Genomic DNA, 25,146 nt, shown 5'->3' with positions numbered 1-25,146 from the left:
ATTATTCACGCTTTTTATGATGTATCTTCGAAAATCGAAAATAAATATTGGATTAGTAACAATATCTATCCAATTAATAATTATTATATTCTTTTGTTTACTAGCGGTAAACGATATAACGTATACACCTTTTAGCATGGGATACTACTATAATGTAACCGAACAATATATTAGATCAGTAAATCACTAAATGTATCAGATTAGTAAATCATAAAATGAGATATCGGATCAGTAAATTACAAAATAAGATAATGGATGAATGCCTTGTGGCAAAAGATGCTTTGATAATTGCAAAAAGAAACCAGTCATAGATATAACCTACATGTGGCAGTAGGGCCCGGGTTGAGTTTTTATAGGAATACAGTTATTATATGTAGGGTTTAGTTTTATTTTTGGATATTTAGGACTTGAATCAATATAGTCATAAGGAGTATGCAAGATGGTCCGGTGATTCTATTGATTCAGGCCCTAAACGAACTACAAAGGAGGAACAATCATGCCTTGTACTACAATACTTGTAGGTAAGAAAGCTTCTTACGATGGCTCGACTATGATGGCTAGAAACGATGATTCCGGTGCCGGTGGATACACTCCCAAGAAATTCACTGTAGTAAAGCCTAAGGAGCAGCCTAGAAAATATAAATCAGTTATTTCAAATGCCAAGATAGATCTTCCTGATGATCCTATGCAGTATACCTGCGTACCCAATGCTGTAGAAGGAGAAGGAATATGGGCAGCAAGTGGTATCAATGCCGCAGGAGTAGCTATGACAGCTACAGAGACTATAACTTCTAACGAGAGAGTTCAGGGACTTGATCCTTGTCTTGATGCGTCACTTAAAAAAGGCGGAATCGGTGAAGAGGATCTTGTGGTTCTGACACTGCCTTATATAAAGAGTGCAAGAGAAGGTGTAGTGCGTCTTGGATCACTTCTTGAAAAATATGGTACCTATGAGATGAACGGTATCGGATTTGCAGATAAGGATGAAGTGTGGTGGCTTGAGACAATAGGCGGACATCACTGGATCGCAAGAAGAGTTCCGGATGAAGCTTATGTTGTAATGCCCAACCAGATGGGTATAGATATGTTTGACCTTGATGATGCTCTCGGCGCTCAGAAAGAACATATGTGCTCATCTGATATGAGAGAATTTATAGAAAAAGGTCATCTTGATCTGTCGATTTCTGAAGGCTTTAATGCAAGATATGCTTTTGGTTCACATGAAGATGCAGATCATGTATATAACACACCAAGAGCATGGTATATGGAGAGATACTTAAATCCTCATACCTATTATTGGGACGGACCTACAGCAGACTATAGACCTGATTCTAATGATATACCATGGTCACTTATTCCTGAGAAGAAGATCACAGAAGAGGATGTTAAGTATCTTCTGTCAAGCCACTTCCAGGGAACACCGTATGATCCATATGCAAGTTACGGGGATCCTTCTATGAGAGGAGCATTCCGTTCTATAGGAGTTAACCGTACAGACTTTATGTCACTTCTTCAGATAAGACCTGATGCTCCTGCAATCCAGTGGGTTGCATTCGGATCCAATGTATTTAACGTAATGGTTCCTATGTACGTTAATATAAATGAAGTGCCCAAGTTCCTTGGAACCTGTGATGCGGACGTATCCACTGATTCTTTCTACTGGAACAGCAGACTTATAGGTGCTCTTGCCAATGCTTCATATAAGACAAGTCTTAATCTTATAGAGCGTTATCAGCTCAAGGTTCATGGAAAGTGTCATGAGATCATTAACCGTTATGATGAAGAGCTTAAAAATGCCAAAGCCGGAGCAGCTGTTAAGATAAGCGAGAAAGCCAATAATGAAACTGCTAAGATGGTTCAGGAAGAGACTCGCAAGGTTCTGAACCAGGTTCTCAAAGAAGCCAGCAATGTTATGAAGAATTCTTATGCCAGATCTGATGCATAAGTAAAAGAGGTTTATTATGAATATAGTTGTATTATGTGGAGGTCTTTCCACAGAACGTGAGATTTCTTTTATCTCAGGAACCAAGGTGTGTGGAGCACTCAGAAGAAAAGGTCACAGAGCAGTTCTTGTAGATATGTATATGGGTCTTGAAGAGATGGGAGAGGATGTTATTGCAGATCCCGGACAGCTCTTTGATAATCTTCCTGAGCTTAAGGAGGTGTCTTTTGACGGTCTTACACCTGATCTTGAGAGGGTAAGATCTGAGCGTAAGTTCAAGAGTCCTTCACTTTTTGGAAGAGGAGTTCTTGAAATATGTACTAAGGCAGATGTTGTATTTGTAGCTCTTCACGGACTTAATGGTGAAGACGGACGTCTTCAGGCAACTTTCGATCTTCTGGGAATACCTTATACAGGATCAGGACACCTTGGAGCAGCTATCGGTATGGACAAGATCATGACTAAACAGATGGTTGCGCCTCAGGGAGTTAATACTCCTAAGTGGAATTCCTACACAGGTGTAACAGAAGCAGACATCCCGCGTATGATGGAAGAGAACGATGTTCCATGCGTAGTTAAGACTCCTACCGGCGGATCGTCAGTTGGTGTATATATCATCAAAGATAAGAATGAGTTTGAGAGCGCACTTAGAAATGTTCTTGAATATGGCAGTGATGTTCTTATAGAGCAGTTCATCGAGGGAAGAGAATTTACCAATGCAGTACTTAAAGGAAAAGCACTTCCAAGCGTAGAGATCGTTCCTGTAGAAGGCGGATACGACTACAAGAATAAGTACAATGCTGACGGAGCTGATCATATATGTCCCGGCAGACTTTCAGATGATCTTGCAAAGAAGATGGGTGAGATGGCTCTTAAAGTTCATGAGACTCTTGAACTTAGGACCTATTCCCGTTCGGATTTTATAGTAGATGCTAATGACAATATATACTTCCTTGAAGTAAATACACTTCCCGGCATGACTCCTACAAGCCTTGTGCCTCAGGAAGCAGGTGTTGTAGGTATCGAATATGATGATCTGTGTCAGCTTATAGTTGAGGATGCGCTTGATAAGTGGCGCCGCAGATATACAACAGATAGTGATATACAAAGTACAAAATAAAAACATAGTAGGTGTCAAAAGAATCTTTTGGCGCCTTCTTTGTTTATATAACGATTAATAATAATCACAATTACCAATATTTCGTATATAATAAATGATATAGATAGTATTTGTATTGTTAGTGAAAGATGAGTATAAGTTTGAAAGTGTTTCACTTTCAAACCCAAATTGGTGTCGCGAGCTCCACCAATTTGAACCATTAGTCACTCGCTTTGCTCGCGACATGAGGTTAAGGATAAGCATGGAGAATATTACTCTTAAAGAAATTATTGAATCTACAAATGGTAAACTTTTAACTCCCGATATTCCGGAGGATACAATTGTAAGACGCGTCATATCCGATAACAGAAAGGCGCAGGCAGGTGATCTGTTTATAGCTATAGTTGGCGAAAAAATGGACGGTCACAAGTTTGTAAATCCGGCTCTTAATGCGGGAGCAGTCGGAGCTATAGTATCCAAAGAGCCTGAAGAGATGATCCCTGGCAAGTTCTATGTACTTGTTCCTGATACTCTTCTTGCAGTAGGAGATCTTGCAAGCTACTATCGCATGCAGTTCCAGATTCCTGTAATTGCAGTTACAGGCAGTGTTGGTAAGACAACAATGAAGGATATGATAGCATCCGTACTTTCAGAGAAGTACAAAGTAGTAGCTACTGAAGGTAACTATAATAATAATATAGGTGTTCCCAGAACTCTTTTTAGAATAGATAGAGATACTGAAGTGGCAGTAGTTGAGATGGGGATGAATCATGAAGGTGAGATCAGATATCTTACTCACATGGCGCATCCTACTATGGCTGTCATAACCAATATAGGTGATGCTCATATCGGTAATCTTGGATCAAGAGAGAACATCTTCAAGGCTAAGTGTGAGATATTTGAAGGACTGTCTCTTGGCGGTCTTGCTGTCATGAATGCTGACGACGAGTATCTTGTTAAACTCAAAGATGATGAGCAGATGATGTCTGATTATAAGTTCAAATGGGTCGGTGAAGATGAAGATGCAGACTTTGGTGCTCTGAGTATTGATGATACCATTCAGGACGGTCTTGAATTCACTATGATAGTCAGAAGAACCCGTTCAGGAATTGATGAAAGAGATACTATCAAGGTTCCTGCAAGAGGAAGACATATGATATATCCTGTTCTTACTGCGACAGCTATTGCTAAGAAGCTGGATATGTCTTATGAAGAGATATTCGCCGGAATAAAGCACTATAAGCCCACAGCCATGAGAATGGAGACCTGGAAACTCGGAAACGGTATCATAATCTATAATGATACCTATAATGCAAATCCTCAGTCTATGAAAGCAGGTCTTCATACACTTGCCAATACAGATGCAACGAAGCGCATAGCTGTTCTTGGAGATATGCTGGAACTTGGTGATCTCGAAGAAGATCTTCACAGAAGTGTTGGCAAAAAAGCTGCTGAGTTGTCTATAGATACTCTCATAACTATAGGTAAGAGAGCAAGGTATATAGCTGATGAAGCAAGGCGCGGCGGTCTTACGGATATTACAAGCTATGATGATGCCGAGAGCGCCAAGGATCAGTTAAATAACCTTCTTACTGATGGAGCAGTTCTTTATTTCAAGGCATCTCATGCCATGGCACTTGAGAAATTAGCCCAGTTTTGTAAAGATAATGCATAAATTTAACGCTTTGACTTGACAAAGTGTAAAAGTGTGACATAATAAAAAATAAGATTTTGAGTATATTGTATACAAGGATACAAGTCTTGTTTCGTTCCCATATACTAAAATTAAGGAGGATTTATTATGAAAAAGAAACTGTTAGGCATATCTATGTGCGCAGTTATGGCACTTTCACTTCTGTCAGGCTGCGGATCAAATTCAGGCTCTGGCTCCGGCTCAGAAGGCGGATCTTCGGATGTATTTAAGATTGGTGCTATAGGACCTCTTACAGGCGGCGCAGCAGCTTATGGTAATGCAGTTGCCTGGGGCGCACAGATCGCAGTAGATGAGATCAATGCCGAAGGTGGTATCAATGGATATAAGATTGAATACAAGGCCGAAGATGACGAGCTTGATAACCAGAAGTCAGTTAATGCTTACAATACATTAAAAGACTGGGGCGCTCAGTTTATAGTAGGTTCTACAACAAGTGGATGCTGTATTGCAGTTGCTGATGAGTCTCACAATGACAACCTTTTCCAGATAACTCCTTCAGGATCAGCAGTTGACTGTGTTAAATATGACAATGCATTCCGTGTATGTTTCTCAGATCCGGCACAGGGAACAGCTTCCGCTCAGTATATTGGAACCAACAAACTTGCTACTAAGATCGCGATCATCTATGACAGCTCTGATGTTTACTCATCAGGTATCACAGAGACTTTCGTAGCAGAAGCTGCTAACCAGGGTCTTGAGATCGTATCTCAGGAAGCTTTCACATCAGATTCCAAGACTGACTTCTCAGTTCAGATTCAGAAAGCAATCGATGGCAAGGCAGAGCTTATCTTCCTTCCTATCTATTATTCAGAGGCAGCACTTATCCTCCAGCAGGCATCCACTATGGGCGTAACTGCTACATTCTTTGGATGCGATGGTATGGATGGTATCCTTGGAGTTGAGAACTTTGATACATCTCTTGCAGAAGGACTTATGCTTCTTACTCCTTTCTCAGCAGATGCTACTGATGATCTGACACAGAGCTTTGTTAAGAAATTCCAGGAAGCACATAATATCGTTCCGAACCAGTTTGCAGCGGATGCTTATGACGCTGTATATGCTATCAAGGCAGCAGCTGAGAAGGCCGGTGTTACACCTTCTATGAGCGTATCTGATATCTGTGATGCTATGAAGACTGCAATGACACAGGTAACAGTTGATGGTCTTACATCTTCAGGTATGACATGGTCAGCAGAGGGCGAGCCTACCAAGGAGCCTAAGGCTGTTGTTATCAAAAACGGTGAGTATGTACTTGCAGAATAATTAATTGTATCCGTATATATACAGATAATATTGCAGGCAGTCCGGTTCGGGCATAGAAGTCCGTACCGGATGCCTTTTTTAAAATACTAAATCAAGTTGAAAACTTGATGTTTTTTAAGCTTTATTTGATGCATATCTCTAGAAAGAAGCGTTTTATTAAGGTAAAATTAATAGTACATAGAAGTGCATCCATGCACTTCTGGGCATGTACAGTAGAAGTGCATCCTAAATAAAAAAGGGGTTATAGTTATGAATTTCCTGACTTATCTTATCAGTGGCATAAGCCTTGGAAGTGTTTATGCTATCATAGCTCTTGGCTATACTATGGTATATGGAATTGCCAAGATGCTCAATTTCGCGCATGGCGATTTCATTATGGTTGGATGCTATGCTATCTTTACAATCGTTGGAGCTTTCAGTGGCTCAGGTCTTGGTATGGTGATAGGCGTGATAGCTGCTACAGTTATATGTACAGCTGTCGGTGTTCTTACAGAGCGTATTGCGTACAGACCTTTAAGGGAGGCCGGTTCGCCTCTTGCTGTTCTGATAACCGCTATCGGTGTCAGCTATCTTCTTGAAAATCTCGCTCTTCTTATATTTGGATCAGATCCTAAGTCCTTTTCATCGATCATTAAATGGGAAGGTATTACTATCGCATCTCTTAAGATTCCGGGCGTTACTATAGTTACTATATGTGTCAGTATCATTGTCCTTGTTTTATTACAACTTTTTATACATAAGACCAAAGACGGACAGGCAATGCTTGCTGCTTCTCAGGACAGAGGTGCTGCAACTCTTATGGGTATTAATGTTAATAGAACTATTTCTCTTACTTTTGCTATAGGTTCTTTCCTTGCGGCAATTGCAGGAGCGCTCCTTTGCTCAGCATATCCGACTCTTAATCCTTATACAGGTGCTATGCCGGGTATCAAGGCATTTGTAGCGGCAGTTCTTGGTGGTATCGGTTCTATTCCCGGAGCTATGATAGGTGGTATCGTGCTTGGAGTTATCGAGATCCTTGGAAGAAGCTATGTGTCATCACAGCTTTCTGATGCTATTGTATTTGCAGTACTTATCATAGTACTTCTGGTTAAGCCTACAGGTCTTCTTGGCAAGCAGATTCAGGAGAAGGTGTAAGGCGATAGAAAAAATATATTTTTTCTATCGCAGGGCATTGTGGCGAAGCCACAATGTCCGGGGGCTAAAACTTAGGGAAGGAAAGATTTATGAAGAAAATTTTAAAGCTAAATGGAGATCTTACTACATATCTTATAGTAATAGCAGCATATATTATTTTTGAGATTCTTATATTAACAGGATCTCTTTCAAGCCATATGCAGGGACTTTTGGTTCCTATGGTATACTATGCTATCGCAGCTGTTGGTCTTAATCTTTGTGTTGGTATACTTGGCGAGCTCTCTATAGGACATGCGGGTTTTATGTGTGTTGGAGCTTTTTCAAGTGCTATTTTTTCAAATACCTTTGCAGATACTATCCCAGGAGGGATCCGCTTCTTCCTTGCTTTTGTAGTAGGAATTTTAGTTTCTGCTTTATTTGGTTTTTTAATTGGTATACCTGTTCTTCGTCTTAACGGAGACTATCTTGCCATCGTAACTCTTGCATTCGGCGAGATCATAAAGACTATTATCAATGCTATGTATGTAGGCGTTGATGCAAATGGTCTTCATATGTCTCTTACAAGTGCAAGTGATATGAATATGGAAGCCGGCGGGCGGACTATCATTTCAGGACCTATGGGTATAACAGGTACACCTCGTGATGCGAACTTTACAATTGCTATAGTTGTTCTTCTGATATCCCTGTTCATAGTTCAGAATCTTGTAAAGTCCCGTGATGGACGTGCGATCATGGCTATAAGAGATAACCGTATCGCAGCAGAATCTGTAGGTATTAATATTACAAGGTTCAAGATCCTTGCTTTTACAATATCAGCCGCAATAGCAGGAGCAGCAGGTGTTCTTTTTGGTCATAACATATCATCACTTCAGGCTACCAGTGGCAACTTTGGTTATAATATCTCAATCCTTATACTTGTATATGTGGTTCTGGGCGGAATAGGCAATATCAAGGGAAGTGTCATCGCAGCAGCGATCCTGTATATGCTTCCTGAGATGCTCAGAGGACTTAATACATACAGAATGCTTATATACTCCATCGTTCTTATAGCGATGATGCTTTTTAACTGGGCACCATCTGCAAGAGACTGGCGTGCCAAGGTGTTATCAAAGTTTTCCGGTATGAGAAAAACAGGAAGGAGCAGTAAATAATGGCGCTTCTTGATGTAAATAATCTTTCAATTTCATTTGGCGGTCTTAGAGCAGTTGACGACCTTACTTTTTCTATAGAAAAGGGAGAACTTTATGGTCTCATAGGTCCTAACGGCGCAGGCAAGACTACGGTATTCAATCTTCTGACAGGTGTATATAAGCCTACAGAAGGTCTTATAAAGCTGGATGGCACGGATATAACAGGTCATACGACTATAGATATCAATCAGGTAGGAATAGCAAGAACATTTCAGAATATCCGCCTTTTTAAGAAGATGTCTGTGATAGACAATGTCAAAGTAGGTCTTCAGAATGATAAGGAGCTTTCATATTCTACTTTGGACGGCATCCTTCATACTCCCAAGTACAGGAGGATAGAGAAGGAGATAGAACAAAGAGCGCTGTCTCTTCTTGCAGTCTTCGGTCTTGATGAGGAAAAAGATGTTCTTGCATCCAATCTTCCTTATGGTAAGCAGAGAAAGCTTGAGATAGCAAGAGCGATGGCAACAAAGCCCAAACTCCTTCTACTGGACGAGCCTGCTGCAGGTATGAATCCAAATGAAACAGCTGAGCTTATGGAGACTATACAGCTAATAAGAGACAAGTTCGAAATGACTATACTTTTGATAGAGCATGATATGAAGCTTGTCGGAGGTATCTGCGAAAGGCTTACAGTTCTTAATTTCGGACGTGTATTAAGACAAGGAAGTACCAAAGAGGTATTAAGCGATCCGGAAGTTATCAAGGCGTATATCGGAGAATAATAATAAAAGGGCAGGTAAGATGAATATGGCACTTTTAGAAGTTAAGGATTTAAATGTATACTATGGAGTGATACAGGCCCTTAAAGGGATAAGTTTCCATGTAGATAAGGGTGAGATCGTTGCTTTGATAGGAGCTAACGGCGCAGGTAAGACCACTACGCTTCATACTATAGCAGGTCTTATAAAGGCAGGAAGCGGTGGTGTTTATTATAAAGGCAATGATATAACCACTATTCCCGGACATAAGATAGTTAAGATGGGTATGGCTCAGGTTCCGGAGGGCAGGAGAGTCTTTGCAGATATGACAGTTGCTCAGAACCTGGCACTTGGAGCTTATACAAGGAAGAATAAAGCTGAGGTAGAAGACACTATCGAAAAAGTATATGAACGCTTTCCAAGACTTCGTGAAAGGAAAGGGCAGTTTGCCGGAACCCTGTCAGGAGGAGAGCAGCAGATGCTGGCAATGGGAAGAGCACTTATGTCTCATCCTGATATCATACTTATGGATGAACCTTCCATGGGGCTGTCACCTCTTCTTGTAAATGAGATATTCGATATCATAAGAAGTGTACATGAAGACGGCGTAACAGTACTACTTGTAGAACAGAATGCCAAGAAGGCTCTTTCAATAGCTGACAGAGCCTACGTTCTGGAGACGGGAGAGATCAAGATGGAAGGAAAGGCATCAGACCTTCTCAATGATGAACGTGTACGTAAGGCATATCTTGGTGAATGACATGATGTAAGGGTCAAAAGAATCTTTTGACATCTACCTTATAACACATGATTGGAGGCTTTAAATGAAAAAAGTCGTAGTTACGATCGAAAGGCAATATGGCAGCGGCGGACGTACAGTCGGAGAGATGCTGGCAAATGAACTTGGCATACATTATTATGACAAGGAGCTTGTGAAGCTGGCGGCAGATGAAAGCGGTATAAGCGAAGCTCTTTTTGTAGAAGCAGATGAAAGTATACGTCAGGGAAGGGCTCCTCTTCTTCGCAGGATGAAAAAAAATGTCTATAAAGGAGAACTTATATCTCCCGGAGATAATGATTTTACTTCCATGCAGAACCTGTTTAATTATCAGGCAGACGTTATCAAAAAGCTGGCTGAGACAAAGCCTTGCGTTATAGTTGGAAGATGTGCCAATTATGTACTTAGAGATTATGATAACGTAGTGAGCGTCTTCGTGCATGCTCCTTCGGATTTCCTAATGGAGCAGGCAGCTCTTAAACAGCCTATGCGAGGCAAGGAACTTGAGAAGTTTATCAAAAATACTGATAAGTACAGAGCTGATTATTACAAATACTATACCGGTGAGAGATGGGAAGATGCTTATAACTATGATCTGTGTCTAAATTCAGGAAGGCTTGGATTTGAGAAGTGCGTAGAAGCTATCAAAGAGTATATGAAGGTTAGATTTGGAGAGGATGTATTTGAACAATAAAAAGGACATATAAAGTATCTTATGGCATAAGGGACAAAAGGAACTTTTGACACCTGCCTCAACTCATAAAAAAATCCAATTGGTAGAAGTTATATTCACAAAATCTTTATGAATATAGTTCTGACCAATTGGAAAGTTAAACATTCTAAATATGAATGAGCAGTTGTACTAGATCATTTGGTCTTTACAAATGTTCCGAATCCAAGATCTATAGAAGAGGCATCACTATAGTAGAAGTAGTTGTTCTCACAGTATGAGTTATAGAAACTTCCGGAGTACAGATCCAAGGTATAGAAAGTTACAAGTGTCTGTTCGCCGTCAAGATATATAACATATGGATAAGACTCGGTAGTATCACCATTTACATAAGTTGCAGTTCCATTATCAAAAGAAAGTGTTACATCAGGGTCTTCTTCATTTTGATAAGTTCCTGAAGGACCTGTAGAGTAATCTTCTGTTCTTTTGAAAATATACTCTTCATAAGTGACCCAGTCGAACTGTTCATTGTATTGGATCACGATATCTGAAGCGGATTCTTTTGTTTTTTCAAGCTGAGCATCGATATCGGCATCATCCGGGTTTTGAGATTTATATAAATCTACGAACTCGTCAGAGAAAGTGAGATTGTCTACATCGAGCTTAACATAGCCATCTTCAAGAGTGTAATTAAAAATCATTCCTGATATGTTAACTGTATCAGCTGTAAATATCATGGATTCGCTTCCGTTGGTATATACGCCTTCAGGCACAGATGTAAGTGTAGAATCTGTAGAGTCGCTGTCATCAGAAGAGATTGTTCCTGATATTTCATCTGTTATTATGGATGCAGCCAGGGAAGGATCAAGCTCGTTTGACGATTGCTCGGTCTGGGAATTGAATTTATAATAGGCAGAAGCTCCGATCAGTATGATGGATATGACTACTACTGATGCGATGATTATTATGTTTCTTTTCATTAAGAGTTGGCCTCCAAAAATTTAAAAATTAAAGCAAGTACATAATTAAAGCAGTTATAAAATAATTGCAAGTATAAATATAAAAAGACAGATTGCAATTATTAAATAGACTCACAAATATTTATACTATCACACTTTTTGGATGAAAATGTGATCAAAATGTTAATGTTATGTTATTATAAATAAAAAATCTAATATAGTAAACCAATAACCAAATTATCATAAATGACTTGTGTAAAGCCGCAAGGGAGGAAAAAATGTTACAACAGGTTTCAATCTATGCAGAAAACAAAAAAGGGGTGTACAGAGATATTACAGGACTGTTATCCAAAAACGATATCAATATCCTTGGCTCTGTAACCAATGACAGCGCAGAATACGGTATGGTACGAATGGTAGTATCTGATTCTGACAAGGCCATCAAAGTGCTTAGCGGTGCCGGATACATGTGCAAGACCACTCCTGTTCTTGGAATTGAGACAGAAGATAAGGTCGGAGCACTTAACAACCTTCTGGATGCTCTGTATGATGCCAACATTAATGTAGATTATATCTACCTTTCTTTTAACAGAGAATCAGGTAAGCCTATTATGGTACTTCATACAGAAGGAATCTACCAGGTTGAGAACATCCTTACCAATAAGGGATTTACTTCAGTCTAAAGCTTAAACAAAGCAGAGGCGTAGCCTTGTGACTATAGTATTGTGATGTCTGCTTATAAATCTATAATTGAATATAAATAGAGCCGGCTGATCTAAGCCGGCTCAACTTTTTGAAAACCTTTTGAGGATTATAGCAATGATGCATTAATCTTCTTACTCATTGACAGTAGTAAGATCGAAACCGAAGTAACGAACTGCGTTGTTGTAAGAAATGTCTCTTACTATGCTTCCAAGATATTCATAGTCTTCAGGAAGCTGTCCGTCATCAACCCAGCTGCCAAGGAGCCTGCAGAGGATCCTGCGGAAGTACTCGTGACGAGCATAGGAGATGAAGCTTCTGGAATCTGTAAGCATACCTACGAAGTTACCAAGAAGACCAAGGTTAGCAAGGTCTGTAAGCTGATCTGTCATTCCCTTGAAGTGATCATTGAACCACCATCCGGAACCAAGCTGGATCTTGCCTATAGCATCATCATTCTGGAAGCATCCAAGGATAGTTCCAAGTGCGGAATTATCGTTAGGATTAAGAGAATAAAGGATTGTCTTAGGTACGTCTCCTGTAGCACTAAGCGCATTGAAGAAGTTAGCAACAGCTGCTGTAGAAACCTGATCACCGATGCAGTCAAAACCTGTATCAGGACCGAGCTTTTTGAACATTGCAGCATTGTTGTCACGCTTGCATCCAAAGTGGAGCTGCATTACCCAGTTCTTTTTCTTATATTCCCTGGCAAGGAAAAGAAGGAACTCGTATTTGTACTTATCTACTTCAAGATCTGTAAGCTCTTCTCCTGCAAGTTTCTTGGACATGATCTGTTCGATCTCTTCGTCTGTAGAAGGAGCATATGGAACATAATCAATACCGTGATCAGATACGTTAGCACCATGCTGGATGAAGAATTCCATTCTGATCTTGATAGCTTCCTTAAGAGAAGCAAATGAATTTATAGTAACACCAGAAACCTTGGAAAGTGTCTCAAGATAATCTGCATAGTCAGGCTTGTTGATATTGGTAGCCTTGTCAGGTCTCCATGCTGGAAGAACCTTAACATCGAATGTAGGATCAGCTGCGATCTTCTCATGCCATTCAAGACTGTCAGCAGGATCATCTGTTGTGCAGATAAGAGTTACGCCTGAATCCTTGATGAGCTGTCTGCATGATGTATGTGCAAGCTTCTCATTACAGATATCCCATACCTCTTTACAGGTCTTAGAATTAAGAACGCCGTGATATCCAAAATATCTCTGAAGCTCAAGATGACTCCAGTGGTAAAGAGGGTTGCCGATTGCTCTTTCAAGAGTAGCTGCCCACTTTTCAAACTTCTCATAATCTGAAGCATCGCCTGTGATGTACTTCTCAGGTACGCCGTTAGAACGCATCTGTCTCCACTTGTAGTGATCTCCGCCGAGCCAGAGCTGTGTGATATTCTCGAATTTACGATCCTGTGCGATTTCCATCGGACTGATGTGGCAGTGATAATCAAGTATTGGCATCTTTTCAGCATAGCCATGGTATAACTTCTTGGCCGCGTCTGTGTTAAGAAGGAAATCTTCATCCATAAACTTTGTCATAGTTTCCTCATTTCTGCGCTTCAAATAAAGGTTGGTTTTAAAAAATAAAAAATATCTTCAATACTACAGCAGTGAGCGCTACTGCTATGGTATATTAAAACATATGTGACACACGAAGTGATTAAAGCCAAAACTTCTTTGCGATTATTGCAAAGTAAGTAATCAGTTTTGAAATGTGCAGTCTTTTTGATAAGAAATGCATACAAAAATGATTGATGGACAATGTGTCATATCGTTTTGACATAAGTGTAAGCGATGTAATGATATTTTGTGTAAGAGCTTACAAAAATACTATATTCGATTGGACAGATAATTTCAAGACATTGCATTGCCCAAATAAATTCGATTTTTATGGGCAAAATTAATAGAAAATAGTATATTTTTTTTTTGGTTGTACAGGTGTTTGATTTAATATATAATGTTAGCGATATGTAAGTATTTACAGACATGTAAATATTTATATATGACAAGTGGCCGTTAGAGTGATCCATAGGCCTTCTTGTGTCCAATGATGGGGTTATCCAGGAAATGAGGTTTTTGTAAATGGCAGTAACTATTTATGACATAGCAAGATTATCGGGGGTGTCAATAGCTACAATATCCCGTGTTGTTAACGGTAATCCAAGTGTCAGTGATAAGACCAGAGAGAAGGTTCTTGCTGTTATGAAGGAGTACGACTATACTCCCAATCCCTTTGCAAGAAGTCTTCAGTTCAATTCTATGAAAATGGTTGGAATATCATGCGCAGATATCAAAGATGATTATATGGCCCGCATGGTTTCTATCCTTGAGAAAAAGCTTCATGAATACGGCTATGATTACATGCTCCTGTGCAGTGGTTATGATCTTGAATCCAGAGAGCATGCAGTAGATCTTCTTCTTAAGAAGAAGGTAGATGCACTTATCCTTATAGGTTCGCAGTTCCTTGGTAATTGCGAGAAGGATGAGGTTGCATACCTTCACAGAGATGCTGAGCAGGTTCCGGTATTCATACTAAACGGATATCTTGAGAACGAGAATATATACGGAGTACTGGGAGATGATCGCAATGCCATGTACAATGCGACAGAATCCCTTATAAAGGCAGGAAGGAAGAAGATCCTCTTCCTCTATGATTCCGAGTCTTACTCTTCCAATCAGAAGATGGCAGGCTATGAAGATGCCCTTAGAGATAATGGAATCCCGGTAGATGGCAATCTCAAGCTCAAGATCACATGTTCACTTCATGAAGAAAGAGATCTCCTTCTTATGAGAAAAGATCTTGAGTTCGATGCAGCAGTCGCTACAACTGATGAACTCGCAGTAGGAGTACTTAAGTACGCTAAGGCAAGAATGCTCCAGGTTCCTAAGGATATAAGCGTAATCGGATATAATAACTCTCCACTTGCTGATTTCGTAGAACCTGAACTTACATCAGTAGATACCTCTATCAAGGACATGGCTCATGTCGCTGTAGACAAGATGATGGAATGTCTTCAGGGCAAGAAGGTTGAACACAAGACCGTGATAGAGTCAAGACTTGTAAAGCGCTGCACTACAGACTTTTAATATAAGATCCCGCTTACTTCCTTTATCTGGGAATAAGCGGGATTATTTATTGCGTACTGGTACATTCATATTTAATTATTTATCTATGAATTTATCTACTGTGACATAAAAGCGTGACAATGCTAGCGGCGAATGCTTGTAAATCTAGCAGTAGGCTCTAGTGTATGAATATCCTTCCATCCTGCAAAAAGATCTGGATGAATGTGAGGTCCAAAAGTACAGTTTTCAAAAACTGCTGCGCCGTCAGGGCGCCAGGGACGTGCAAGATATACAGATCCGTCTGGGCACCTGTCGGTTATAAAATTGCAATCTATAAAATGTAAACCGGATTCTCCATTTGGAGTATTGGGAGCACATACGAATCCCTGAACAGCCTGCTCAACATATGTAGCGGGCTGTTCTTTTGATATAGTAGTCATATCACGAAGAGGAGCCCTGTATAGTGATACTATAGTGCAGTTCTTAAAAGTGGCATTGGCTCCGCCGAATATAAAATCAACATCACCTTCTATAATACAGTCTTCGTAGTACTGGGTGGTCATAAGACGGGGGCAGTCCTTTCTTGGTCCTGTGAAGCCGCCCTTCTCCCTTTCTTCAAGAGGAAGAGGAGACATGAACAGAGTATCCTGATGCCCTTTTAAATGAACACGTCTGCATATAACATTCGTAGCATCTGCATAAAGGGCGATAGCTTGTCCTCTAAGACGTCCATCTCCCGCGGTATTCTCAATAGTAAGATCTTCGATGATAGCTTCCTTGCCCGATACGAACATGGTATAGCTTCTAAATGTGCCAAGCTTGATACTGCCATCATCCGGCGCCTTGTCAAATCCCCCATCAGACCATGATATAGTAGTAGCATCCATCCCAGCGCCCTTTATATGGAGCGATGCATCAGAGTCACCATTCTCCTTAAAATACTCCGAATCATAATATAGCTTCTTATAATATGTTCCCTTATCAAAAAAAATCTCTTTCATAGTGCCTCTTTTTCTTTTTGGTGATAGATTGATCGTTAGTTTTAAAGTTTGCGATATGTTTGTTATATACTCATGAAAAGAGTCTATATATTATTCTATTACAAAAGCTATATAGACAAAAGTCTGATTGCAACACAGGAGCCTTGTATAATAGGGCAGATTTCGAGAGGCAATGGTGTGGAGCGGGTTACAAAGGATTTCCGCGTTTTTTGAGCGTGTTATTAAATTCAAGAGCGTGATAGATGGCTCCTTCTATTCTGCATTGGGGGCCGCATGCCCCCGCGTAAGCGAGTTTCGGCCCCCAGAATAGAAGGAGCCAGATATCATGCCTTGAATTATAACACGCTCAATAACGCGGAAATCCTTTGTAACCCGCTCCACGCCAGTGCCTCTCGAAATCTGCCCTATTTTACAAGGCTCCGGCACAACCTATCGGCCCGATTTCTCGCATCATTTGACTACATGTCCGTTTTGTGGTAAGGTTCGAACGTATGTGGGTGTTTGCTACAATTATCCGATTGCAGCAAACCTAACAGGGAACCGGGCGAGCTTCCCGGACAGTGCCGCTACTGTGTTGGAACAAAGGCTGCGCTTAACTGCCGGATACAGTTAAGAGGGCGCCATCAAAATGTGTTCCTAAGCCAGATACCTGCCCTCATATTGGCACAGATTCTACGGGACCATAGATAAGTGCCGGTCAAATATTTTGCATTTATGCCCTTTTGTCCGGTGTTCTTATAAAATTCCCTATGTGTCAACATATGTGTTCCTGATAGCGAAGCACTATCAAGAATACAAATCTGATTCGATTTGCTTCAGAATGGAGAATATTATGAAAAAGAAACTGTTATCAGTAATGATGGCTACAACATTGTCATTTACAATGCTTGTAGGATGTGCATCTTCAGATTCCAAGAAAGAAGATGAAGCTGTATCAGAAAATTCAGATGATGCTGCCAGTAAGGCAAGCGATGAAGCAGATACTGCTGCATCGAACGCTCAAGAGGAGTCATCTGAGGAAGAGACTGCTGCAGTAGAAGCTATAGTACTGAGTGAAGCTCCTGCTACAGATCTTGCAGGCAATGAGATCACTGTACCTACAGAGATTGATGCTATCGTTAGTATGTCACCTTCATCAACACGCCTTCTTATCGACCTTGGACTTTCAGATTATATCGTAGCATGCGATACATATTCTTATGAATATTATGGCGATGATCTTGTAGCAGATGTTCCTCAGTATGATATGATGGCTCCTGATCAGGAATCAATCGTAGCTCTTAATCCTGATATCATATTCACAACAGGCATGAGCTATGCTACAGGTAGTGATGTATATGCCTCTGTTCGTGAAGCCGGCATCTGCGTTGCTGATATCCCAAGCGCATCATCACTTGATGAGATCGGTGAGAGCATCACATTCATCGGAGCATGCACAGGTACATCTGAAGAAGCAGAACTTATATTAGAGGAGATGAATGATACTCTTGCTCAGATTGAAGAGCTTGCATCTACAATCTCAGATGATGAGAAGAAGACAGTCCTTTATGAGACCAACACTCCTACAGCTGACTATCCTACAATCTATTCTGCAGGTTCAGACACATACATTGGCGAGATGATCGAGAAGCTGGGCGCTATCAATGCTACAGGAGATCAGGAAGGCTGGCCTTCACTTACAGAAGAGGATGCTATTGCTATAAATCCTGATGTTATCATCTCTACAGATATGTTCACTCCTGATGCAGTAGATACTCATCTTGCTCTTTCAGGTTGGGAGAATGTAACAGCTGTTGCTAACGGCGATGTATATCTTATGGAACTTTCAAATGAGCTCAATCAGCCCAACCAGCACGTAGTAAGTGCTATGGTAGAGATGGCTAAGTACATCTATCCTGATGTATTTGCAGATCTTGAAGATCCATTTGCAGTAATAGCTCGCTAATATATCATAGTAAACGACTTAAGAAAAGCACTTTGCCAGTCATCAGATGCCTTATATGCCAGCATTAGATAACTGGCATAAGGCATTTTATAAAGTCTTTTACTATAGATTTATATATGCAGTCGGGGACTTAACAATATCATTGATATGCGTAGTTTCCCGGCTGCTATTTTTTCACCAATTGAAACCATTAGCTATTAGTGACATGGGGTTAGTATATGAGTAAAGAAAAAAGCTTTGGAAAAAATACTCTTGAAGTCATAACGATTCTGGTATGTCTTATAATTCTCGGAATATGCATGGGAATAGGAAGTGTAGATATCCCTTTAAAGGATGCCATGACAATCCTTGGAGGTAAGATCTTCGGAACATATATTCCGGATGAACTTGCTGCAACTACGTCTATTCTGTGGACTATAAGACTTCCCAGAGCCATGACTGCATTCCTTGTAGGAGGAGCACTTGCCTTGTCAGGTGCCATCATGCAGTCTGTACTTCAGAACCCTCTTGCATCGTCGTATACTCTTGGCGTATCAAGTGGAGCATCCCTTGGAGCATCTATAATCATAGTGACCCAGTTCACTATTCCTGCACTTGGAAGCTTCCTTCTTCCGACCTTTGGATTTGCATTTGGTTTTGCTACAGTTCTTCTTGTAATAGCTATCGCTTCAAGATTTGATAATACACTTCATTCCAATACGGTTATACTTATTGGAATGGTTGTATCCCTTTTTACCAATGCGGTTATGACTCTTGTAAGCTCTTTTGCCAGAGCACATTCACAGCAGCTTCTGTTATGGACGATGGGGTCATTTTCAGGCAAAAGGTGGTATCACGTGCAGGTACTCCTTCCGCTGTGTATATTCGGAATGATCGTGACACTGTATCATGCAAGATCTATGGATATCATGTCATTTGGTGATGAGCAGGCATACGCAATGGGAGTTAATGTAAGAACAAGGAAAAAAATACTCCTTCTCCTTGCATCTCTTCTTACAGGAGCATCAGTCTGCTTTTCAGGAACGATAGGATTTGTGGATCTGATCGCTCCGCATGCAGTCAGGATTGTTTTTGGATCATCTCATAAGAGAGTCGTACCTATGTCATTTTTTGTAGGAGGCGCTTTTATGGCGTTTTGCGATATGGTCGCAAGAACAGCAGTAGAGTCAGAGCTTCCGGTAGGAGCAGTTACGGGAGTTATAGGTGCGCCATTTTTTGTATGGTTGTATCTTCGCGGTAGTAAAGAGTCATAGGTATGAAATAAAGAGTCATGAGGTTAACTATGAAAGCAATATCTGTTTCGAATCTGTCAGCCGGATATGGAAGTGATCCTGTAATAAGTGATATAAGTTTCGACCTTGAATGCGGGCATAATCTCTCTATTATGGGGGCTAACGGAAGCGGCAAGACTACCCTTCTAAGAAGTCTTACAGGACTTATTGGATATAAGGGCAATATCAGCATATTGGGTCAAGATCTTGGATCTTTAAAAAGGCGTCAGATAGCAGGTATGATGGCCATGATGTCACAGCTGTCTCCTGTATACTTTTCGTATAGTGTCAGAGAGACTGTAGAGCTTGGAAGATATGCAAGACGTGATAATGAAAGACATCAAAAGGGTGCTTCATTTCTGAATATGCAGCTAAGTCATCAAAGCCTTGTACATGACAGAGAAGTGGTTGATAAATGTCTAGAAATGACAGGTCTTAAGGATATTGAGAAAAAGCAGATAAGTGCTCTTTCGGGAGGCCAGCTTCAAAGAGTCTTTCTTGCAAGGTGTTTTGCACAGGAGACTCCCATAATACTTCTTGATGAACCGACTAATCACCTTGATCTTAAATACCAGGCAGAGCTTATGGAGCATCTTGAGACCTGGTCTAAGGGAGAGACAGCTTTATATGATGGAACTGTGGTTCCTAATACATTAATCGGAGTTTTTCATGATATAAGTCTTGCAGTGGAAGTATCAAGTGATATGATATTTATTAAAAGCGGTAAAGTGCTTTGCAAGGGGGAAAAAGACAAAGTTCTGACCGCAGACGTACTTGAAGAAGCGTATGGAATGGACGTTGCCGGGTATATGAACAGGCAGCGCAGAATATGGGGGACGCTTACATAATGTATTAAACAACATGATACATTGTCTAAAGTTGTTTGATACATGTTACGAAATATGTACACATGCTCCTTCCATATACTAAAAATGAGTATCTTAATGGGAGGACTAAATGAATACAGACAAGATAAGTATACTAAAAGACAACATTGGCAAAGTAATTGTGGGCAAGGACCGTGTAGTGGAACTTGCCCTTTGTGCATTAATTGCAAATGGGCATGTACTTCTTGAAGATGTGCCCGGAACCGGCAAGACTGTCCTTGCCAAGTCTATTGCTGCATCAGCAGGAATTGATTTTGAGAGGATTCAGTTCACTCCGGATCTTCTTCCGACAGATATCACAGGTCTAAATGTCGTAAATGTTCAAAACGGCGAATTTACTTTTCACAAAGGACCGGTATTCACATCTATACTTCTTGCAGATGAGATCAACAGGGCTACTCCAAGGACACAGGCAGGACTTCTTGAATGTATGGAAGAGCGCCAGGTGACAGTAGATGGTGTTACCAGAAAGCTTCCGGATCCCTTCTTCGTAATCGCAACCCAGAACCCTATAGAGACAGCAGGAACCTTCCCTCTTCCGGAGGCTCAGCTGGACAGATTCATGATGAAGCTCTCCATGGGCTTTCCTTCTCAGGATGAGGAGAAAAAAATCCTCGAAAGAGCTCTTACAGGTGACAGATTAAAGGTTCTTGAAGCTGTAGTAACAGGTGAAGATATCCTGGCATGGAGACAGGAAGCAAGTAGTGTCAGTGTCCACAAAGAGCTGATAGCTTATATAACTGATATAGTCAAAGCTACAAGAAACAGGTCAGATGTGGCGGCAGGAGTAAGCCCAAGAGGCAGTATAGCACTTCTTCGCTGCGCCCAGGCACTTGCCTTCATAAGAGGAAGAGAGTACGTGGTTCCTGAAGATATCAAGGAACTGGCTGTTCCTGTGCTTGCCCACAGACTTGTGATCCCCCACACTTTTGGAAAGAGCTCTTCTTGTGAAGATATAATCCTTAAGATCCTTGATGAAGTACCGGTCCCCACAGAAGAGTTCAGATGATGATCAAAGGATAACAACTTTAGATAAAATCAGGATGCTTCGGAGGGATGAAGTGCAGACAATACTGATAATACCTATAGCATTTTTTATATTCTATTTATATAGATCCTATTTTAAGATGAAGTGGTCTGAGAATCTAAGCGCTACACTGACATTTGGGAGTGACATAGTAGAGGGCGGAGATACAGTACTTAAGGAAGTTATATCTAATCGCAAGAGACTTGGTATCCCTTTTCTTGAAGTACGTTTTCAGGTCGGTAAGGGACTTGAAGTAGAAAACGGTCAGAACGTAACTGTATCTGACAGGACCAATATCACGGATATATTCAGCTTAAGACGCTATGAGAAGATAACAAGGACACTTCCTGTCCATGGAGCAAGGAGAGGATATTATGAAGTCTTGTCAACAAGCCTTGTAGGCTATGACATGATAGGAGCGGTAGAACATTATGCTCTTAGAGATCAGAATACCTCTTTGTATGTATATCCTATGGTACTTCCAAATGACAGATTCGATGTTTCTTTTTCTAAGATGCTGGGAGATGTAGTTACTAGAAGGTTCCTTCAGGAGGATGTCTTCACATTCAGGGGGATAAGAGATTATACAACGCAGGATACTGTATCTTCGATCAACTGGAAGGCGAGCGCGGCAAGTGCAGGTCTAAAGGTCAATCTTCATGATCCTACATCATCACAGGAGATAGTACTGCTTCTAAATGTTGAGGATCCGTCTGTATTGTATGATTCAGAGCTTTTGGAAGACAGTATCAGACTTGTCATGTCACTTACGACATTTTTCATCTCCAAACATATACCGATAAGACTCATATCCAATGCAAGAGATATAATATCCGGCGATGAGATAGAAGAAAACAGCGGTAACTCCGATGATCACAGGCACCGCATAGCTATGGATCTTGCAAGGATAGATCTGACCAGGGATGTGCGCCCTATGTCAGAGATACTCCTTGACAGAGTGATACCAAAGGCAAAGCTTGGATCTTCGCAAAGTGATGTGACGTATATGCTTATATCAAGCTGCCAGAGAGATGATATTATCAGGGCAGCAGGTGAACTTGCAGATATAAACGGAAGCCTTATATGGCTAAGCCCCCTTACTCCATCCATGGAAGTAAGAGTGCCTGAAGGCAGGATACAGTTCCATAAAGTCAAACACGAATGAGGAAAAGAAAGAGACTTAGTATGATAGCAGAAACTGAAGGAATGACTGTTATACGCATAATCAATAACTGCATGGTGGCACTTAGCATAGTGCTTCTGATTCAGGGGGTCTATGTAGATATGTCATATATGACGCTAATGGCTGATCTTATAATATGCGCGGATGTGGTTGTACTTCACTTTATACTTGCATACCTAAGAAGACTGGTGCCATTTGCTGCAGGAGGTCTTGGACTTATAGGACTTAATTATCTTGTCTTGATGCAGGGATTCAAGGCAGGGAATTATAGCTATGTACCGGTCTTGGTAGTACTTATAGGTGCACTCCTTGTGGCAACATATGCACATCTTAACGAAGTTTGTGTGATACAGCCTACCTACTGGATACTGGTGTACCTTGGAGGATATCTGCTTCTTGCAACATTTATGAAAAGTAATATGCCTCTGCAGTTTGGAGAACTATATACTATATGTATCATAGTATTCTCATTCATATACTCGGTTCTGCATAGGCAAGATAGAAGATTAAGGCTATCCAGTGACAGAACTTATGTACCTTCCGAGAGAATCAGATCTGCCAATTTCATACTTATGTCATTTGGAAGCGGTATAGTATTTTTTATAGGGATAGTATTCCTTATGATAGGGCATGGAGAGAAGATAATAAATGCAATATGGAATGCGATACTTGGATTCTTGAGATATCTGTTTGCAGGACTTGATTATGAAGCACAGGAAGAGGTGGCAGTAACCGGAAGTCAAGGCGCAGGCGCCATAGATTTTGGAGAACTTGCCCCGCAAGAAGAAAACCTATTCCTTGATAAGCTGTGGGAGATATTGTCATATGTAATGTCGATTGCTGTAATACTGCTGTGCATATATATCATTGTGTCACTTATAATAAGTTTCTATAAACGCTTTCAGCAAACAGCGGCGGTCAAAGAAAGAGACAAAGTCGAGTACCTAAAACCAAAGGAAAACATATCTTCTATTCATAAAGAAGATAGCAGTCATATAAGCTTCGCAGACCGCTCCCCTAAAGCAAAGATAAGAAGAAAGTACAAAAAGTTCATCAAAAAATCTCCCGGCTTTAATGACATAGAGGATGTCATGACTCCCGAAGAACTAGAAAATACCGCATATAAAGACACATATGAAAACAAGCAGAAAATCCACGAACTCTACGAAAAAGCCCGCTATAGTAATACACCTGTAAGTGGAAAAGACGTAGCAGAATTCGAAAGATTGTTTTTTTAAGTAATAGAGATTTCGCTTAAAGTTAAGCGTAGTTGGTACTTTGGCTTTATTCTGAATCCATGATTCGAAAATTTATACCTTCTGTAAACATAAAACTATCACCCCTTGCGGTCTATGTATATACAGACGCAAGGGGCGGCATATTTTTATCATATAGCGATTTTATGAAAAACCGAAGAATCTGTTGGCGGCGTTGTAGCACAGGATCTGGCATTTTCTTCCAAAGCGTGTATGAAGACAAAGCGCAGGGCCGAATATACCATGCATAAACTTTTTATAGAAATAGTTGTGGTTTTCTTTTAACCATGCAAAAAGCTCTTTTTTCTTGGCAAGGTTTTCAGGCGTACCTGACTTTATAAGAAGAATCGAGGATATTACAGTTATGATCTCAGCATAGTTGTACATGTACTTGCGAAGATGAGCATCCTCGACCTTTCTAAGATCAGTGCCATCGAGCATCATCTTGTTAACTCTTATCTGCTGATCGATCCTAGATATCATGACCTTCTCATTAACAGACTGATCTTCGCGGCCTATAAAATAGTGGTACAGATCTGTATCTGTATAGTAGAGCTTCTTGACATAGGGAAGAGGCTTATATACAAAGAGATTGTCTACATAGAATGTGTGCTCAGGAAGATCAAGACCACTGTCTCTAAGTACCTGAGTACGGTATATTGCAGAATGCATCAGTATGTACTGACCCTTTTTGAAATGTCTTGCATGATCCCAGCCTATTACCTGATCGGTGGGAAGAGCGTGTGTATAGCGGATAACCTTCTTCCTGCGTGATCCGACCTTATCATAGATATAGTTGGCAAGAAGGAGGTCAACTTCTTTACCGGTTGTTATAAAGCCGTCAAGCAGTTGTAATATGTGATGGAAGGCTTCTACTCCTACCCAGTCGTCAGAATCTACAACCTTAAAATATGGTGCAGTAGCTTCTCTTATTCCAGTCATGACAGCTCCGCCATGCCCCTTGTTTTCCTGATGTATTGCGCGGACAATCCCCGGATTGGCCTTTTCAAGTTCCTTGGCAATCTTGAGAGTATCATCTTTGGAACCATCATCTATTATAAGGATTTCTACTTTGTCCCCGCCAGACAGAAGAGTTTCAACGCAGTGACGCATATAGTCCTGAGAATTGTAGCAAGGTATTGCTACGCTCAATATCTTTTTCATGATTAGTTATTGTCCTTGGATTTACTTAAATAATAGGGAATTTCAAACCCTGTAAGACATTTTATCACATTAAGTCAAACGTTGCTAAAAATAGTGATAAAAGGTATATTATCAAGGATAAACTGCAAAAAAGCTGCCGCATGAGTCTGCGGCAGCACTAAAAGCTATTATTAGTAAAAG

The 25,146-nt window shown here is 40.6% G+C and carries 21 protein-coding genes and 1 riboswitch; of the genes, 17 read left to right on the top strand and 4 right to left on the bottom strand.

Going from position 1 to position 25,146, the window contains the following annotated elements; translation table 11 throughout:
- The first annotated feature begins 496 nt into the window (after positions 1 to 496).
- The 9 genes from I7804_RS01025 to I7804_RS00985 all read left to right on the top strand — a co-directional run bounded on the left by I7804_RS01025 (position 497) and on the right by I7804_RS00985 (position 10,518).
- Complete coding sequence (locus I7804_RS01025) at positions 497 to 1,945, top strand: C69 family dipeptidase (protein ID WP_092040656.1); 1,449 nt, start codon at positions 497 to 499, stop codon at positions 1,943 to 1,945.
- A 16-nt stretch (positions 1,946 to 1,961) separates the two neighbouring features.
- Positions 1,962 to 3,062, top strand: coding sequence for a D-alanine--D-alanine ligase family protein (locus tag I7804_RS01020; RefSeq protein ID WP_248404501.1), 1,101 nt, complete (start codon positions 1,962 to 1,964; stop codon positions 3,060 to 3,062).
- Positions 3,063 to 3,285: 223 nt separating this feature from the next.
- Positions 3,286 to 4,716, top strand: a complete 1,431-nt coding sequence (locus I7804_RS01015; RefSeq protein WP_248404500.1) for a UDP-N-acetylmuramoyl-tripeptide--D-alanyl-D-alanine ligase — start codon at positions 3,286 to 3,288, stop codon at positions 4,714 to 4,716.
- 126 nt (positions 4,717 to 4,842) lie between these two features.
- Positions 4,843 to 6,018 carry an ABC transporter substrate-binding protein gene (locus I7804_RS01010; protein WP_248404499.1) on the top strand — a complete coding sequence of 392 codons (1,176 nt, stop codon included), beginning with the start codon at positions 4,843 to 4,845 and terminating at the stop codon, positions 6,016 to 6,018.
- A 249-nt stretch (positions 6,019 to 6,267) separates the two neighbouring features.
- Positions 6,268 to 7,155: a branched-chain amino acid ABC transporter permease gene (locus I7804_RS01005; RefSeq protein ID WP_022753787.1), complete on the top strand. Its 888-nt coding sequence runs from the start codon at positions 6,268 to 6,270 to the stop codon at positions 7,153 to 7,155.
- Positions 7,156 to 7,244: 89 nt separating this feature from the next.
- Entirely contained in the window at positions 7,245 to 8,306 is a 1,062-nt protein-coding gene (locus I7804_RS01000; protein WP_027203783.1) for a branched-chain amino acid ABC transporter permease, read from the top strand.
- Positions 8,306 to 9,070: an ABC transporter ATP-binding protein gene (locus tag I7804_RS00995; protein WP_022753789.1), complete on the top strand. Its 765-nt coding sequence runs from the start codon at positions 8,306 to 8,308 to the stop codon at positions 9,068 to 9,070. The genes I7804_RS01000 and I7804_RS00995 overlap by 1 nt, the downstream gene beginning before the upstream one ends.
- Before the next feature lie 25 nt (positions 9,071 to 9,095).
- Complete coding sequence (locus I7804_RS00990; RefSeq protein ID WP_248404497.1) at positions 9,096 to 9,806, top strand: ABC transporter ATP-binding protein; 711 nt, start codon at positions 9,096 to 9,098, stop codon at positions 9,804 to 9,806.
- A 64-nt stretch (positions 9,807 to 9,870) separates the two neighbouring features.
- Positions 9,871 to 10,518 carry an AAA family ATPase gene (locus I7804_RS00985; RefSeq protein ID WP_027218883.1) on the top strand — a complete coding sequence of 216 codons (648 nt, stop codon included), beginning with the start codon at positions 9,871 to 9,873 and terminating at the stop codon, positions 10,516 to 10,518.
- Between the two features lie 173 nt (positions 10,519 to 10,691).
- Here the strand turns inward: I7804_RS00985 and I7804_RS00980 are convergent, their stop codons facing one another.
- Positions 10,692 to 11,474, bottom strand: a complete 783-nt coding sequence (locus tag I7804_RS00980) for a hypothetical protein (protein WP_248404495.1) — start codon at positions 11,472 to 11,474, stop codon at positions 10,692 to 10,694.
- A 257-nt stretch (positions 11,475 to 11,731) separates the two neighbouring features.
- Here I7804_RS00980 and I7804_RS00975 point away from each other — a divergent pair, with 257 nt between their 5' ends.
- Positions 11,732 to 12,136 (top strand): amino acid-binding protein, encoded by a 405-nt coding sequence (locus I7804_RS00975; protein WP_074756338.1) that lies wholly within the window; start codon positions 11,732 to 11,734, stop codon positions 12,134 to 12,136.
- A gap of 153 nt (positions 12,137 to 12,289) precedes the next feature.
- On the opposite strand, the gene uxaC is transcribed toward I7804_RS00975, so the two are convergent.
- Entirely contained in the window at positions 12,290 to 13,705 is a 1,416-nt protein-coding gene (gene uxaC, locus I7804_RS00970; protein WP_248404493.1) for a glucuronate isomerase, read from the bottom strand.
- A gap of 543 nt (positions 13,706 to 14,248) precedes the next feature.
- Between uxaC and I7804_RS00965 the strand changes: the two genes are divergently transcribed.
- Positions 14,249 to 15,253 carry a LacI family DNA-binding transcriptional regulator gene (locus tag I7804_RS00965; protein WP_248404491.1) on the top strand — a complete coding sequence of 335 codons (1,005 nt, stop codon included), beginning with the start codon at positions 14,249 to 14,251 and terminating at the stop codon, positions 15,251 to 15,253.
- 122 nt (positions 15,254 to 15,375) lie between these two features.
- Here the strand turns inward: I7804_RS00965 and I7804_RS00960 are convergent, their stop codons facing one another.
- A complete protein-coding gene (locus I7804_RS00960; protein ID WP_248404489.1) occupies positions 15,376 to 16,233 on the bottom strand; it encodes a pectinesterase family protein in 858 nt (285 codons plus the stop codon).
- Between the two features lie 478 nt (positions 16,234 to 16,711).
- Positions 16,712 to 16,905, top strand: a riboswitch (cobalamin riboswitch).
- 160 nt (positions 16,906 to 17,065) lie between these two features.
- Between I7804_RS00960 and I7804_RS00955 the strand changes: the two genes are divergently transcribed.
- From I7804_RS00955 to I7804_RS00930, 6 genes are all read left to right on the top strand, one after another.
- On the top strand, positions 17,066 to 18,178 hold the full coding sequence (locus I7804_RS00955; protein WP_248404487.1) for an ABC transporter substrate-binding protein: 1,113 nt from the start codon (positions 17,066 to 17,068) through the stop codon (positions 18,176 to 18,178).
- A gap of 218 nt (positions 18,179 to 18,396) precedes the next feature.
- Entirely contained in the window at positions 18,397 to 19,431 is a 1,035-nt protein-coding gene (locus I7804_RS00950; RefSeq protein WP_248404485.1) for a FecCD family ABC transporter permease, read from the top strand.
- A gap of 29 nt (positions 19,432 to 19,460) precedes the next feature.
- Complete coding sequence (locus tag I7804_RS00945) at positions 19,461 to 20,297, top strand: ABC transporter ATP-binding protein (protein WP_022754954.1); 837 nt, start codon at positions 19,461 to 19,463, stop codon at positions 20,295 to 20,297.
- A gap of 109 nt (positions 20,298 to 20,406) precedes the next feature.
- Positions 20,407 to 21,345 (top strand): AAA family ATPase, encoded by a 939-nt coding sequence (locus I7804_RS00940; RefSeq protein WP_248404483.1) that lies wholly within the window; start codon positions 20,407 to 20,409, stop codon positions 21,343 to 21,345.
- Positions 21,346 to 21,397: 52 nt separating this feature from the next.
- Entirely contained in the window at positions 21,398 to 22,528 is a 1,131-nt protein-coding gene (locus I7804_RS00935) for a DUF58 domain-containing protein (protein WP_248404481.1), read from the top strand.
- 20 nt (positions 22,529 to 22,548) lie between these two features.
- Entirely contained in the window at positions 22,549 to 23,784 is a 1,236-nt protein-coding gene (locus I7804_RS00930; protein WP_248404479.1) for a hypothetical protein, read from the top strand.
- Positions 23,785 to 23,946: 162 nt separating this feature from the next.
- On the opposite strand, the gene I7804_RS00925 is transcribed toward I7804_RS00930, so the two are convergent.
- The gene (locus tag I7804_RS00925; protein WP_092040695.1) at positions 23,947 to 24,966 is read right to left on the bottom strand and encodes a glycosyltransferase family 2 protein; all 1,020 of its coding nucleotides are present in this window, start codon (positions 24,964 to 24,966) and stop codon (positions 23,947 to 23,949) included.
- Positions 24,967 to 25,146 lie beyond the last annotated feature (180 nt).

Source organism: Butyrivibrio fibrisolvens (genome assembly GCF_023206215.1).
Taxonomy (GTDB): Bacteria; Bacillota; Clostridia; order Lachnospirales; family Lachnospiraceae; genus Butyrivibrio; species Butyrivibrio fibrisolvens_C.
This window is presented reverse-complemented; position numbering and strand designations above follow the sequence as displayed.